The sequence below is a fragment of the Thalassotalea litorea genome (genome assembly GCF_005843925.1).
In the GTDB taxonomy this organism is placed as follows: domain Bacteria; phylum Pseudomonadota; class Gammaproteobacteria; order Enterobacterales; family Alteromonadaceae; genus Thalassotalea_A; species Thalassotalea_A litorea_A.
The window spans coordinates 51,563-66,934 of record NZ_VCBC01000017.1; the positions used below are offsets into that span (position 1 = coordinate 51,563).

Genomic DNA, 15,372 nt, shown 5'->3' on the forward strand with positions numbered 1-15,372 from the left:
CAGTACAGGTGACTAAAAATAAAGACGCGAAACGGCGCCTTTATTTTCTTGCAAGCAAGGATTAGCCCGCCGCAATTATCCGCTCACCTGTGTTTCCGCAAATTCTTTGAATTGTTCCATATAGCGATTGGATTGTTTTTTAAACATGCCGGGCATTAACATCATCATCAATTTTACAAAACCACTGCATTTAAATTCATTCTTAACAACCCAGCGGGTTTGATTTTCTGATATTGGAATAAATGTGTTATCCACCAGATTCCAGACATTATCCGTTTCATAAACACCGCTAAAATGTTCTGGCAATTGCTTCACGGTAATGGTTTCGGTCATCGCAATCTCTTTACTCCCCATGCGGTATAGCAAACGTGATTCCGTGCCCTCTTCTCCAGGCACACCACTTAAGGTTTCAAAGCTGATGAGATCTGGCTGCCACTTTTTGAGGTTATGCGGATTATCAAAAAGCTCAATCACCCGTTCGACAGGTAGGGCGATATCTATTTCTAAGGTGTATTTCATTCCATTAAGCCTTAATCGGTATATGGATTAACTATAATGGAGGCTTGTTAAAGCGCAAGCTGTGAGGTTCAAAGTAGCGAGATAGGCAGACCACCGTTGTAATGCTTGTTGTAATGTTTGTCTTAATTTTTTGGAAATATAAATACCAGGTGCCAGCAGCTGATGCCTTCGTTAATATACTGACTCGGGCTGAATCCCCCACTTTCTTAAATTCATTTAACTTTTTCGGCAATGAGTTCGATCGGCGCCACGAGATTTTGAGAAATATTTTCAAGCATATTGTTCATTTTCAATGGTGCTTTATCGCCCATCAATAAATGTAGGCCTAATGGTGGAGGGCCTCCCGCATTTGCAATCCGAGCCTGAAGTTCTGAAAAAAACTGTAAAGCAAACGCTCGTCGATTGGTTTCTTTAATAACATGAAATCCCGCTGATTGTAGCGCTGAACGGTATTCTGGTAACGATGCCACCGAACTACCACCCGGTTCACTTGCCCAGGGAACCGGAAATTTTAAGTCCCCCTTATTGACCCTCATAACATCATAGATACCTAACTTACCGCCGGGTTTTAATATCCGGAAAAGTTCAGCCGACAATGTTTTTTTATCTGCGATGTTCATGCCCACATGCATTAAATAAACTCTGTCATAACTCTCATTTTCGTCACTCAATGCCAGTGCATTTTCAACCTTAAGCTGAACCTTGTTTGTTAGCCCTACCCACGCACAAAGTGTGTTGCCGGTGTCAACGAACTCCTGAGTCAAATCGATACCTGTGACCTGACATCCGTATTGCTGAGCGACAAAACGACTGCTTCCTCCTAATCCACAACCAACATCAAGTACCTTATGAGTTGGGTCAATATTGAGCTGGCTCAGAAACGCCTGTGTCGCCATCCGACCGCCGATATGAAATTCATCTACCGGGGCCAAATCATCGACCGAGACATCACTGACGGATTTTCCGAGTTTTTCGACACCAGACTGAATCGTTTCAATCAAGCTCCCATGCGTGTAGTGTTGAGTGACAATATTATGACTAGGCATCTAAATTCCCTCCTGCGGATAGTTTAGATTAACCTGGATAAGCGGGCAAAAATAGCCGATTTAAACTGTCAATCGAAAGGCGTTTTGCTTTAGTATAATGTTTCACTGATTGGTACAGAAATAAGGGCGTTCAATGAACAAAATAGAACGAAAAAAAGTGACGTTAATGAATGGTGCCACACCATTTGAGCCATTAGCAAACCTGACTAACCGGCTAGGCAGCGCACAATTATTTATCAAGCGAGATGATTGTACCGGGCTTGCCACCGGCGGCAATAAAACCCGCAAGCTTGAATACCTCATTGCTGATGCCCTACAGCAAAAAGCGACAGTATTAGTCACCATTGGCGGCATTCAATCTAATCACGCTCGGCAAACCGCGGCTGCAGCCAATAAATACCAATTAAAATGTGCGCTGGTACTTGAAAAGGTCGCGGGAACTGGCGGTGAAGATTATCTGCAAAGTGGCAACCTATTGTTGGACAACATTCTCGGGGCTGACACGTTTATCGTCCCAGATAACGAGGACTGCCTGAACCATGCAATGTCTCTTGTTGAACAACTCAAAGCGCAAGGTGAAGTGCCCTATTTTATCGCAATGGGCGGCTCCGATCCTGTGGGTGCATGCGGTTATGTAGAATGTGCATTTGAGCTTATCGAACAATGCCAACAACAACAGCTGTCTCTTGATGCACTTTTTCTGGCAACCGGCAGTGCCGGAACACAAGCCGGATTAATCGCCGGCATGGAGCTTTTAGATGCTGATACGCGGGTTATTGGCGTATGCGTGAGTAAGCCTGAGGCTGCGCAACGAGAATTAATCATCAATTTGTTGGAACCCATGAGCGAAGCTTTAGGTTTTAATTTACAATCCGCGATAAAACGCATTGAAATTAAAGATCAGTATTATGGTAAGGGTTACGGGATCCCGACGGATTCAATGGTTGAAGCGGTAAAAACTCTGGCGAGGCAGGAGGCAATTTTGCTCGACCCGGTTTATACAGGAAAAGCCATGGCCGGTATGTTGGATATGCTGAAAAAGGGCGAATTTAACGCTGACCAAAACGTCACATTTTTACATACTGGCGGCAGTGTTGGCTTATTTGCTTATAAAGATTTGTTTAAGGAATAATTGCAAATTATTGGCGGACGAAAAGTCATTCCTTGAAACTGCGCAAGAATCGACTCAAGACATTTAGATGATAACCACCAAAATTATTGGCGCGCCAAAGATTCAAACAGCCGTTCCCGTTGAGGTTTTGAAAAGGTGTAGTAGCTGAATTCGATAGGTTTATTGCCGCTTTGTTTAATTCTAATCATACGTGGGGATCTGTTTAGTACCTCGAAGCCTGAATACTCCCTCCAGGAAATCGACCTTTTACTTCCATATCGAATAAAGTGAACTCCATCTTCGTCCAGCTCTATCCCATATTCGATAATGGCGTTACGTCCAGAGTTGAAGGCAATCAACCAAAGCCCTACTAGCACAGATAATACAACCGCTGTTGCTATCCCAAGCCATATCGTTCTTACATTTAATTCAAGTAAAGTATCACCAATTACTAGAGCTATCACAGCCCCCATTATTACCCACCACTGTTGAATCACGGTTAGATAGAATCGATTAAATATATTCTGTTTTCGGCTTTGCACTAATTTCATGTTGCCATACTTCCCTGTATTGTTATCGCCTGTCGGTTCACATATAGGTTGAATTAATGTGGATTATTTAACTATTGCTCAGAACTTATAGCTGCCAAAGTCCATGTTCGATACCACCAAGGAGATAAATGGCAAAGGAGCCTCTCTCCGGAATTTCCATCGGCGACACAGCGATTTCGGCGCCTTGTTCAGTCACACGCTTAACTGCTTCTTCAATATCATCTACCAGCCAGTATGGACGCACAACCGGGGTTTCGGTTTCTCTTAACGGCCCTCTTACACCAACAAAAGAACCATCAGCCAGAGCACAGGTTTTTGCGCCACCAAGAAGTGCATCGGATGCGCTAAATTTAACATTGTGAACCGCTGCATAAGCAGCACATATTCCCTCAACGTCAAGTGTTACAATTTCCAGATAATGGATTTTCATAGGTTTCCCGCAACCATAAATATTGCGATTCAGTATGGCTTCGTTTGCTAATTTAAAAGTTAAAGTTTGCCTGGAACCTTGATTCGATTTCTCAACCAATGATTAAGAAAAGCGCCCAACGCTATACCAAGAGTATACGCAATTAAGTCACTCCACTTAAAACCAAAACCCAGCACAAGTGCGCCAAGGCTGGTATGCCTTAATTCGTTTATCCAAGGTGCTTGATAGATCTGAGAGATTTCAATTAGAAATGCGAATGTAAGCGCGGCTAAAAACAAGGTTGTATTTCTCGCACTGGGCAACGCAATACAGGCTAACCAAAACACCATCAGCCCCCACAGAAAATCTCCCAAATATAGATTCACCCAATCAGGAAAACTTACAATACTCGATCTCGATAGAAGACCAAGTCCCACCGTGGATAATGTAAGTAGTCCATAGATTAACAACCTCCTGTTCATTTTTGATTCCTTTTTAAGAAATTAACATGTACATGTTGAACAGCAATTCGATTACAGGGTTTTGCACTTTACACGAAACAATACGGTTATTTTGTATATCAGGCAAACAATATTGGACGCAAATTAAACCAGAAATACGGATTTCTGAAACTCTTACTTATTTAACTTTGTATTCTGCGCTTCATTTTATCTCTAATGCTCATTTTCGACTTTAGTTTTAGTGGCAAGAAATACACAAATAAAGCAATAGATAACAGCCCTGATACGATGCCTACATAAGCGAGCAATTGGTTGAAACTGGCTAGCGCGTAAAGCAAAACCAAAAGCACCATTAAATAGAGTACGATTTCAACGAGAGCAAATAAGCCTTTGTTTAAAGCAAAAGTAGCACCACAACATTTACAGCGGTAGTCCCCCCAATAAATAGGTGACACCAAACATCAGGCTCTTTTTTGCTAATGGATTTATGCCATTCTCATGACATTTCATAATCGTTAAACAAGAAAATCAAAATTAATTCATTAAATTACTAATTCAAAGCCTAAAATACAATCAATAACGCATCCAGTAACACTCCAGGAAAATACAGAATTCAAGATCTGACCCCATTATTATCATGGAGGTAATATCTCGACAAGATACATGGACGTATTGAATGTCGAGATATCATGGAAGGCAATATCTCGACAAAGCTCATCATCTCTGGCAAACCCTCCCTTGCTACCATCCATGGTACGGGAGGAAAGATACATGGACGTATTGAATGTCGAGATATCATGGATGGTAATATCTCGACTAAGCTCATCATCCATGTGCAAACCCTCCCTTGCTACCATCCATGGTACGGGAGGAAAGATACATGGACGTATTGAATGTCGAGATATCATGGATGGTAATATCTCGACTAAGCTCATCATCCATGTGCAAACCCTCCCTTGCTACCATCCATGGTACGGGAGGATAAGCACATCCATGTGCAAAAAAAACGCCCCGATACCGAAGTAACGAGGCGTTTTATCAAACTAGTGGTAAATTACCAACCAGTTTTCTCAGTCAATGCTTTACCGATGTCAGCAAGTGAACGAACGGTTTTAACACCTGCAGCTTCAAGAGCCGCGAATTTCTCGTCAGCAGTACCTTTACCACCAGCAATGATCGCACCGGCATGACCCATACGCTTACCTGGAGGAGCAGTAACACCTGCGATGTAAGAAACCACTGGCTTAGATACATTAGCTTTAATGTATTCAGCAGCTTCTTCTTCTGCAGTACCACCGATCTCACCGATCATCACGATCGCTTCAGTTTGCGGATCGTTTTCGAACATTTCAAGAACGTCAATGAAGTTCGTACCTGGGATAGGATCACCACCAATACCAACACACGTAGACTGACCGAAACCGGCATCTGTCGTTTGCTTAACGGCTTCATAAGTCAATGTACCTGAACGAGATACAATACCTACTTTACCTGGCTTGTGGATGTGACCTGGCATGATACCAATTTTGGTTTCGCCCGGAGTGATAACACCTGGGCAGTTTGGACCAATCATGCGAACGCCAGTTTCTTCAAGCTTCACTTTAACGTCAAGCATGTCTAGCGTAGGAATACCTTCAGTGATAGTAACGATTAGCTCGATACCAGCATCGATAGCTTCTAAGATTGCGTCTTTACAGAAAGGCGCAGGAACGTAGATAACTGTCGCTGTAGCACCAGTTGCTTCTACCGCTTCACGAACCGTGTTAAATACCGGTAAACCTAAGTGCGTTTGACCGCCTTTACCAGGAGATACACCACCAACCATTTGCGTACCGTAATCGATCGCTTGCTCAGAGTGGAAAGTACCTTGACCACCAGTGAAACCTTGACAGATCACCTTGGTATCTTTGTTAATTAATACAGACATTATTTGCCCTCCGCAGCAGCAACAACTTTCTCAGCAGCGTCTGTTAAAGACTCAGCAGCGATTACGTCAACGTCAGAGTTCGCTAAGACTTCACGACCAGCTTCTGCGTTAGTACCTTCTAAACGAACAACAACAGGAACGTTTACGCCAACTTCTTTAACCGCACCAATGATACCTTCTGCGATCATGTCACAACGAACGATACCACCGAAGATGTTTACAAGTACTGCTTTTACATTGTCGTCAGACAAGATGATTTTGAATGCTTCTGCAACACGCTCTTTCGTCGCGCCACCACCAACATCAAGGAAGTTTGCAGGTTTACCACCGTGCAAATTAACGATATCCATTGTACCCATTGCAAGGCCAGCACCGTTAACCATACAACCAACGTTTCCGTCTAGTGCTACGTAGTTCAGTTCCCACTGAGCTGCGTGCGCTTCACGCTCGTCTTCCTGTGAAGGATCGTGCATGCCACGGATCTTCGGTTGACGATAAAGTGCATTGGAATCTACGCCGATTTTACCGTCTAGACAGTGCAAGTTACCTTCGTCAGTAATGACCAACGGGTTGATTTCCAATAATGCGAAATCGTGATCGTTGAACATGTTGCCAAGACCCATGAAGATCTTAACAAACTGCTTCATTTGCACTGGGTTAAGACCCAATTTGAAGCCTAGTTCACGTGCTTGGTAAGCTTGTGGGCCTACAAGTGGATCAATCGCTGCTTTGTGAATCAAGTGTGGCGTTTCTTCAGCAACAGTCTCGATATCAACACCACCTTCAGTAGATGCCATAAATACTACGCGACGAGTACCACGGTCTACCACTGCACCTAAGTACAATTCGTTGGCGATATCGGTACAGCTCTCAACCAAAATTTTTGCAACTGGCTGACCATTTGCGTCTGTTTGATACGTAACTAGGTTTTTACCTAACCAGTGCTGTGCAAATTCTTTAATTTCTTCTTTGGTTTTTACTAGCTTAACACCGCCAGCTTTACCGCGGCCACCAGCGTGAACCTGAGCTTTAACCACCCACATATCGCCGCCGATCTTGTCAGCAGCCTCAGCAGCTTCTTGAGGGGTATCGCAAGCAAAACCCTCTGAAACTGGTAAACCATATTCTGCGAATAATTGCTTCGCTTGATACTCATGCAAATTCATGGTGTTTTCCAATTATCGATATAGAAAAATAGCAGCGTTAACTGCCTGTAAAAAAATTGTTGCGATTATAATCACTGTAAGGCACAGAAGATAGTCCCTTACAGTGAATTTCCGAACAAATTTTGGTTAAAAATTAGATGTCTAACAATAGGCGTGTTGGATCTTCTAATAACTCTTTAATGGTTACCAAGAAGCCAACCGATTCTTTACCATCGATTAGACGATGATCATAAGAAAGCGCCAGATACATCATTGGCAGGATTTCAACCTTACCATCTACCGCCATAGGACGATCCTGGATTTTGTGCATACCCAAAATCGCTGTTTGCGGAAGGTTAATGATAGGTGTTGAAAGTAATGAACCAAATACACCACCATTAGTAATGGTGAAGTTACCGCCCTGCATTTCGTCCATGGTTAGTTTACCGTCACGACCTTTGATCGCAAGGGCACGGATACCATTCTCAATACCCGCCATACCTAGCTGGTCAGCATCACGCAATACTGGTGTTACCAAACCGCGAGGTGTCGATACGGCAATCGATACATCAAAGAAGTTGTGATATACGATATCATCGCCATCGATTGATGCGTTCACCGAAGGGAAACGCTTCAACGCTTCGGTTACGGCTTTAACGTAGAAAGACATAAAGCCTAAACGAGCACCGTGACGTTCTTCAAACACATCTTTGTACTGCTTACGCAAATCCATGATAGGTTTCATGTTAACTTCGTTAAACGTGGTTAACATTGCCGTTGAGTTTTTCGCTTCAAGAAGACGATTGGCGATAGTTTTACGTAAACGTGTCATTGGTACACGTTTTTGGCTACGCTCACCTTGAACAACTGCAGGGGCCGCAGCAGCAGGAGCTGCTTTTGCCGCTGGCGCAGGTGCTTTCGCTTTTGCCAGATGTGCTTCAATATCTTCTTTAGAGATACGACCGCCCTTACCTGTGCCTTTAACCTGAGCGGCTGTTAGACCTTTCTCGGTTAGTAAGCGACGTACTGATGGGCTGGCAATCTCATCACCAGCTGCATCCGAAGCGTCTGAAGACTCAACGGCAGCAACGGGCGCAGATGTTGCACCGGCATTCAATTGGCCGATCAACTGCTCGCCTAATACGGTATCGCCTTCCGCGTGGATGATCTTACCGATCACGCCATCTTCTTCAGCAACCACTTCCAATACAACTTTATCGGTTTCGATATCAACCAGGTTTTGGTCACGAGTTACCGCTTCACCTTCAGCGACATGCCAGGTAGATACCGTCGCGTCAGCAACGGATTCTGGTAATACCGGAACCTTGATATCAATAACTTTACCCGCGGCTGTTTTCGCAGCCGGTGCTTTTGCTTCGCTTTTCGCTTCCGCTTTTGCAGGAGCTGCTTTGCTGTCAACATCCGATAAAATCGCCAGTAATTGCTCGCCTAATACGGTAGCGCCTTCTTGCTCAAGAATTTCCGTCACAACACCGTCAGCCGGTGCCGGCACTTCCAACACGACTTTATCAGTTTCAATTTCTACTAAAACCTGATCACGGCTTACGGATTCACCCACTTCTACTTGCCAGGTCGCAACACTTGCATCGGCTACTGACTCTGGTAATACGGGAACCTTAATTTCAGTTGTCATTAATTTATTCCTTACTCACAATTCTTTAACTGGCTTATTTTATCGTTAGCGCATCGTTAACCAATGCCTGTTGCTCTTTCACATGCAATGACATGTAACCGACAGCAGGTGCGGCGGAAGCTTTTCTGCCGGCATAAGTCAGAGTTGCTCCTTTTGGAATTGAATTCCAAAAGTGATGCTGACTGCAATACCAGGCACCCTGGTTTTGCGGCTCTTCCTGACACCAGACGAAATCTTTAACGTTTGGATATTCGGCAATAATCGCCTTCAACTCTTCTTCCGGGAATGGATAGAGTTGTTCAATACGGACAATTGCAATGTTGTTTAACTCTTGCTTGCGACGTTTCTCAAGCAATTCGTAGTAAACCTTACCACTACACATTACGATGCGTTTCACCGCCTTCTTGTCTAACTCATCCACTTCACCAATGACGTTTTGGTAAACGCCAGATGCCAGTTCTTCCATAGAAGAAACCGCAAGAGGATGACGAAGTAATGATTTCGGAGACATCACAATCAGAGGACGACGCATTGGACGCACAACCTGACGACGTAACATGTTAAACACCTGAGCTGGCGTCGATGGCACACAGACTTGCATATTGTGATCAGCACACAGTTGCAAGAAACGCTCTAAACGAGCGGAAGAGTGCTCTGGTCCCTGCCCTTCATAACCATGCGGAAGTAACATTGTCAGGCCACATAAACGGCCCCACTTTTGCTCTCCAGAGGACAAGAACTGGTCGAATACCACTTGGGCACCGTTGGCAAAGTCACCAAATTGCGCTTCCCAGATGGTCAAGCCGCTTGGTTCTGCTGTGGTATAACCGTATTCAAATGCCAATACAGCAACTTCAGATAAGACCGAGTCGTAGACCTCAAATGGCCCCTGACCTTCACGGATATGCTGCAAAGGCATATAAGTGCTGGCATCTTCCTGATTGTGCAATACCGAATGACGATGGAAGAAAGTGCCTCGGCCAGAATCCTGACCGGTAATGCGTACTCGCTCACCAAGATCAACAATCGACGCATACGCCAGGTTTTCTGCAAAGCCCCAATCAAGTAGCTTCTCACCATTGGCCATTTTTACGCGATCGTCATAAATTTTCTTCACCCGAGATTGCAACTTGTGCTCACTTGGGTAACTGGATATCGACTTTGCCAATGATTTCAGGTGATTAAGATCAATTTCATGATCATATTCATCATCCCAGTCATGGCCAAGATACGGCGTCCAGTCGACGCTGTGCTCGGTCATTGGACGCCATTGTTCAACAGTACACTGACCTTCATCCAACAACTGGCGATAGTAATCCACCATCTCTTTGTTTTTGCTTTCGGTCAGATGATTTTGAGCAATCATCTTGTCGGCAAATAACTGGCGAGGTGTTTTGTGTTTCTTGATTTCCTGGTACATCAACGGTTGCGTTGCATTTGGCTCATCCGCTTCGTTATGACCATGACGGCGATAACACACCAAATCAATCACAACATCGCGTTTGAACTTGTTACGGAAATCTAAAGCGATTTGGGTGGCAAGAACCACGGCTTCAGGATCGTCACCATTAACATGAAAAATCGGCGCCTGAACCATTTTTGCAATATCGGTACAGTACTCGGTTGAGCGCGTATCTTCCGGTTTTGAGGTTGTAAAACCAACCTGGTTATTGACCACAATACGAATGGTACCGCCAACTTTATAAGCACGGGCCTGAGACATATTGAATGTCTCCTGAACCACACCTTGACCGGCAATCGCACTGTCACCATGAATGGTAATTGGCAGTACTAAATCGCCTTTGTCGCAATCACGACGGTCAAGACGAGCACGCACCGAACCGATAACCACTGGGTTAACAATTTCCAGATGCGACGGGTTAAACGCTAACGCTAAATGCACATTACCACCTGGGGTAATGAAATCTGACGAGTAACCCTGATGATATTTCACATCACCCGAACCGATAACATCAATTTTACCGGCGAATTCGTCGAATAATTTGCTTGGGTTTTTACCCATCACGTTAACCAAAACGTTTAGACGGCCACGGTGAGCCATACCGAGAACAACTTCTTTGGTTCCGTGTTCACCCGCTCGGGTGATTAATGCTTTTAGCATTGGGATTAAACTATCGCCACCTTCTAAAGAGAAGCGCTTAGCACCCGGGAATTTTGCACCCAGATATTTTTCCAATCCGTCTGCGGCAATCAAGTCCTTTAAAATTTCAGTCTGTTGTTCCGCGGTATAATTCGCTTTTGACTGAACCGATTCCAAACGTTGTTGGATCCAACGTTTTTCACGGGTTGACGTGATATGCATATACTCGGCGCCAATCGATCCACAATAGGTTTTTTCTAACGTCTCGTGGATATTGCCAAGTTTCATGGCTTCCTGACCGACGGCCAGTGAACCTACGTTAAACTCTTTATCGTATTCAGATTTGGATAATTCGTGATGAGATAATTCCAGATCGCGAACCCGAGGACGTTGCCAAATTCCAAGCGGATCAAGGCGCGCATTCTGGTGACCACGAAAACGATAAGCGTTGATTAATTGCAGGACACGAACTTGCTTGGTATCCGCGGGAGCGCTGACAACCTGCTGTGGTCCTTGTTTGGCCAATTCACGAAACTGCTCGCGAATCACCGAATGATTGGTCTCTACCTTAACCCCATCTAGGGCTGGTAACTCGTCAAAAATTTTGCGCCACTCATCAGATACAGAATGAGCATTTTCTAAATAGGATTCGTACAGCTCTTCTATATAAGCGGCATTGTTTCCACTTAAATGGGAAGACCCTAACCAAGCCTTCATTACACCTTCGGGCATTGCCTGTTCCTTTTCGGGCTAAAGCAACAAAATAAAAGATTAATCAAGATGCCGGACTTTACCAAAGCCCGGCACGCTTCACTAAACCGCTCTTTGTAACAACATGGATTTGATCGAACCAATTGCTTTGGTTGGGTTCAAACCTTTTGGACAAACGTCAACACAGTTCATGATACCGTGACAGCGGAATACGCTGTATGCATCCTGTAAGTCATCTAAACGCTCGTCGGTTGCGGTATCACGGCTATCGATTAAGAATCGATAAGCATGGAGCAACCCTGCAGGACCAATGAACTTGTCTGGGTTCCACCAGAACGAAGGACACGAAGTCGAACAACACGCGCAAAGAATACACTCGTACAGACCATCCAACTTTTCACGTTCTTCCAGTGATTGCAGATGCTCACGAGACGGTTGGCTTTTGCCATCGTTAATTAAGTACGGTTTGATTTTTTCATACTGGTTGTAGAATTGCGTCATATCAATGATCAAGTCACGCACAACCGGTAAGCCAGGTAGTGGACGCAAGACAATTTTGTCTGCTTTCACGTCTGATAATGGCGTAATACACGCCAGACCATTTTTACCATTCATATTCAAACCATCACTACCACAAACACCTTCACGGCATGAGCGACGGAATGATAAAGATGGATCCTGTTCTTTCAATAAGATCAACGCATCAAGAACCATCATGTCAGAGCCTTCAGGAACCTCTAACTCATAGTCCTTCATGTAAGGAGCATTATCGACATCAGGGTTATAGCGGTAAATCGAAAACGTTTGTTTCATCCTGTTCTGCTCCCTAGTAAGTTCTGATTTTCGGCGGGAAAGCTTCACGATGCACTGGCGTCATGTTCACTGAGCGCTTCGTCATTTCTTCCGTTTCCGGGGTATAGATTGAGTGGCATAACCAATTCTCATCATCACGTTCAGTGAAATCCTGACGAGCATGAGCACCACGAGATTCGGTACGGAAGTTTGCCGCTTTCGCTGTACAGAACGCGGTTTCCATTAGGTTATCTAATTCCAGACACTCAATACGCTGAGTATTGAATTCTGATGATTTGTCATCAAGACGGGCATGCTTCAATCGTTCACGGATTTCAGCGAGCTCTTTCATACCTTGAGCCATTGCTTCGCCTTCACGGAATACCGAGAAGTTTAACTGCATGCATTGCTGCAGATCTTTCTTGATTTGAACTGGATCTTCGCCCTGTTCACTGCCTTCCCAACGGTTATAACGGCTAAGCGACTGTTCAAGATCAGAGGCGGAAGCATCCGCTCCGCTTTCAGTACCGGCAAGGTATTCACCAAGGAAATTACCGGCAGCGCGACCAAAGACAACCAAATCAAGCAGCGAGTTACCACCAAGACGGTTCGCACCGTGTACAGATACACAAGCGATTTCACCAACGGCGAACAAACCTTCGACGATGGTTTCGTTGCCATTTGCATCAATATTAATGGCCTGACCGTTAACATTACAAGGCACACCACCCATTTGATAGTGACATGTTGGAATGACCGGAATTGGCTCTTCTGCCGGATCAACGTGTGCGAATGTTTTAGACAAATCACAAACGCCCGGAAGACGTTGGTTAAGCGTTTCACGACCTAAATGGTCAAGCTTAAGTTTAATATGAGGACCCCAAGGACCGTCACAACCACGACCTTCGCGAATTTCTGTCATCATCGAACGAGCAACAACGTCACGACCCGCTAAATCTTTAGCGTTTGGTGCATAACGTTCCATAAAACGCTCGCCGTCTTTATTAAGAAGGTAACCACCTTCACCGCGACAACCTTCGGTTACCAGTACACCAGCACCCGCAATACCCGTTGGGTGGAACTGCCACATTTCCATATCTTGCATCTGGATACCAGCACGTAACGACATACCAACACCGTCACCGGTGTTAATGTGAGCATTCGTGGTAGACGCAAAGATTCGACCTGCACCACCGGTAGCAAGCACGGTTGCACGGGCTTTAAAATAAACCACTTCACCGGTTTCGATATCTACGGCGGTACAACCAACAACGTTGCCAGCTGCGTTTTTCACTAAATCCAGTGCATACCATTCAGAAAACACGTTGGTTTTGTTTTTGACATTCTGTTGATACAAACAGTGCAACAATGCGTGACCTGTACGGTCAGCTGCTGCTGCGGTACGAGCTGCCTGCTCGCCGCCAAAATTCTTTGACTGACCACCGAAAGGACGTTGGTAAACTTTACCGTTTTCAAATCGAGAAAATGGTAGTCCCATATTCTCTAATTCAATAATCGCTTCCGGACCTGTCTTACACATGTATTCGATCGCGTCCTGGTCACCGATAAAATCGGAACCTTTGACGGTATCATACATATGATATTCCCAGTTATCTTCATGGGCATTACCTAATGCTACGGTAATACCGCCTTGGGCAGATACTGTGTGGGAACGAGTTGGGAATACTTTAGAAATCAGAGCACAGGATTTGCCTGATTCTGAAATTGCTAGGGCGGCACGCATACCCGCACCACCAGCGCCAATTACAATGGCATCAAATTCACGAACTGGTACGCTCACTTACACACCCCACACTGTTAAGAAAACCGCCGCTACATATACAAATAGCGTGATGGTAAAAATAAATTGAAGAAATCCACGTAATGCTGTGTTCTTGACGTAGTCCGTCAGAACCTGCCAAATTCCGATCCATGCGTGAATTAACACTGCTAATACCGCCAGGATGGTAAATATTTTCATTGGCAGACACGCAAAAAGTGCTGTCCAGGATTCGTAAGTGACATCATCGCTAACGATGAAGAAACCGAGCATAAATATACTATACAGGGCAAGAATGATGGCACTGGCGCGGATCAGAATAAAATCATGAACACCGCTGCGGCCTAAAGTTGCTACATTGTTCACCATAACCATACTCCCGCAACGACAGATAATAGAAGCCAAAGGGCGATTACCACGTTACCGCTGGTTTGGCCCGAGCCTTTTTCTTCCAGGTGGCCCATATCCATAATCAAATGACGGATACCGCCTACCAAGTGGTAGATAAGTGCAGAGACAATGCCCCAAATAATGAATTTAAAGAAGAAACCTTGCAGATAAGACTCTATGGTTGCAAAGCCTTCAGCAGAGGAGAGAGAAACCGATAAGGCCCAAATTAAGATACCAACAGCGAAAAACATCATCACACCACTAACGCGGTGCAGAATGGATGCTTTTGCAGCAGCTGGAAACTTGATTGTTGATAAATCAAGATTTACAGGTCGTTGTTTTTTCACAGTTCTTGCCTAAAAACTAATAGTTCAGCTAGTTGTATTTCTATTTAAAATGGAAAACCAAATTAAATAACCAAGTTTGTTATTGTTTTCTGCTTCAAACAAATTCCAACTCCCCTGAAATTTCTCCAGAAACAGATCCGCACGAATTATATATAGGTCTATATTGAATTACAATTTTATGAGGTTTTTTATTAGCTTCTGTCTACTTTTCAGGCGTTTTTGAAGTAAAAACTCCAATTTTTGCGAAAATAATGATTTAAATGCAAAAGTCGGACACAATTACATTGACATTTACCCGTCAAGTTAGAGTAGAATATCGGCAATTTTATATTCGTGAAAATTGACTAATTAATCATTTGCCTTGGATTTTTATGATTAAATTGTCGCGTTGCAACCGAACTTGGTAAACGCCGATTTTGTATCAACGT

The 15,372-nt window shown here is 44.3% G+C and carries 15 protein-coding genes; 1 reads left to right on the top strand and 14 read right to left on the bottom strand.

The window, feature by feature from the left end; all coding sequences use genetic code 11:
- Positions 1-75 precede the first annotated feature (75 nt).
- Positions 76-519, bottom strand: a complete 444-nt coding sequence (locus FE810_RS15070) for an SRPBCC family protein (RefSeq protein ID WP_138321154.1) — start codon at positions 517-519, stop codon at positions 76-78.
- Positions 520-731: 212 nt separating this feature from the next.
- On the bottom strand, positions 732-1,565 hold the full coding sequence (locus FE810_RS15075; protein WP_138321156.1) for an SAM-dependent methyltransferase: 834 nt from the start codon (positions 1,563-1,565) through the stop codon (positions 732-734).
- A gap of 133 nt (positions 1,566-1,698) precedes the next feature.
- Here FE810_RS15075 and FE810_RS15080 point away from each other — a divergent pair, with 133 nt between their 5' ends.
- The gene (locus tag FE810_RS15080; RefSeq protein ID WP_138321158.1) at positions 1,699-2,697 is read left to right on the top strand and encodes a D-cysteine desulfhydrase family protein; all 999 of its coding nucleotides are present in this window, start codon (positions 1,699-1,701) and stop codon (positions 2,695-2,697) included.
- 83 nt (positions 2,698-2,780) lie between these two features.
- Here FE810_RS15080 and FE810_RS15085 read toward each other — a convergent pair whose 3' ends face one another.
- The 12 genes from FE810_RS15085 to sdhC all read right to left on the bottom strand — a co-directional run bounded on the left by FE810_RS15085 (position 2,781) and on the right by sdhC (position 14,944).
- On the bottom strand, positions 2,781-3,227 hold the full coding sequence (locus FE810_RS15085) for a hypothetical protein (protein WP_138321160.1): 447 nt from the start codon (positions 3,225-3,227) through the stop codon (positions 2,781-2,783).
- Positions 3,228-3,312: 85 nt separating this feature from the next.
- Positions 3,313-3,657, bottom strand: coding sequence for a VOC family protein (locus tag FE810_RS15090; protein WP_138321161.1), 345 nt, complete (start codon positions 3,655-3,657; stop codon positions 3,313-3,315).
- Positions 3,658-3,716: 59 nt separating this feature from the next.
- The gene (locus tag FE810_RS17300; RefSeq protein ID WP_138321163.1) at positions 3,717-4,118 is read right to left on the bottom strand and encodes a ribosomal maturation YjgA family protein; all 402 of its coding nucleotides are present in this window, start codon (positions 4,116-4,118) and stop codon (positions 3,717-3,719) included.
- 614 nt (positions 4,119-4,732) lie between these two features.
- A complete protein-coding gene (locus tag FE810_RS15100) occupies positions 4,733-4,930 on the bottom strand; it encodes a hypothetical protein (protein WP_138321165.1) in 198 nt (65 codons plus the stop codon).
- Between the two features lie 221 nt (positions 4,931-5,151).
- Positions 5,152-6,024: a succinate--CoA ligase subunit alpha gene (sucD, locus tag FE810_RS15105; RefSeq protein ID WP_138321167.1), complete on the bottom strand. Its 873-nt coding sequence runs from the start codon at positions 6,022-6,024 to the stop codon at positions 5,152-5,154.
- Positions 6,024-7,190, bottom strand: a complete 1,167-nt coding sequence (gene sucC, locus FE810_RS15110) for an ADP-forming succinate--CoA ligase subunit beta (RefSeq protein ID WP_138321169.1) — start codon at positions 7,188-7,190, stop codon at positions 6,024-6,026. Before sucC ends, sucD begins: the two co-directional genes overlap by 1 nt.
- 133 nt (positions 7,191-7,323) lie before the next feature.
- Positions 7,324-8,823, bottom strand: a complete 1,500-nt coding sequence (gene odhB, locus FE810_RS15115; protein ID WP_138321171.1) for a 2-oxoglutarate dehydrogenase complex dihydrolipoyllysine-residue succinyltransferase — start codon at positions 8,821-8,823, stop codon at positions 7,324-7,326.
- 34 nt (positions 8,824-8,857) lie between these two features.
- The gene (locus FE810_RS15120; protein ID WP_138321173.1) at positions 8,858-11,656 is read right to left on the bottom strand and encodes a 2-oxoglutarate dehydrogenase E1 component; all 2,799 of its coding nucleotides are present in this window, start codon (positions 11,654-11,656) and stop codon (positions 8,858-8,860) included.
- Positions 11,657-11,737: 81 nt separating this feature from the next.
- On the bottom strand, positions 11,738-12,448 hold the full coding sequence (locus FE810_RS15125; protein WP_138321175.1) for a succinate dehydrogenase iron-sulfur subunit: 711 nt from the start codon (positions 12,446-12,448) through the stop codon (positions 11,738-11,740).
- Positions 12,449-12,461: 13 nt separating this feature from the next.
- Positions 12,462-14,228, bottom strand: coding sequence for a succinate dehydrogenase flavoprotein subunit (sdhA, locus tag FE810_RS15130; protein ID WP_138321177.1), 1,767 nt, complete (start codon positions 14,226-14,228; stop codon positions 12,462-12,464).
- Positions 14,229-14,576: a succinate dehydrogenase, hydrophobic membrane anchor protein gene (gene sdhD / locus FE810_RS15135; protein WP_138321179.1), complete on the bottom strand. Its 348-nt coding sequence runs from the start codon at positions 14,574-14,576 to the stop codon at positions 14,229-14,231.
- Positions 14,570-14,944, bottom strand: a complete 375-nt coding sequence (sdhC, locus tag FE810_RS15140; protein WP_138321181.1) for a succinate dehydrogenase, cytochrome b556 subunit — start codon at positions 14,942-14,944, stop codon at positions 14,570-14,572. The genes sdhD and sdhC overlap by 7 nt, the downstream gene beginning before the upstream one ends.
- Positions 14,945-15,372: the final 428 nt, after the last annotated feature.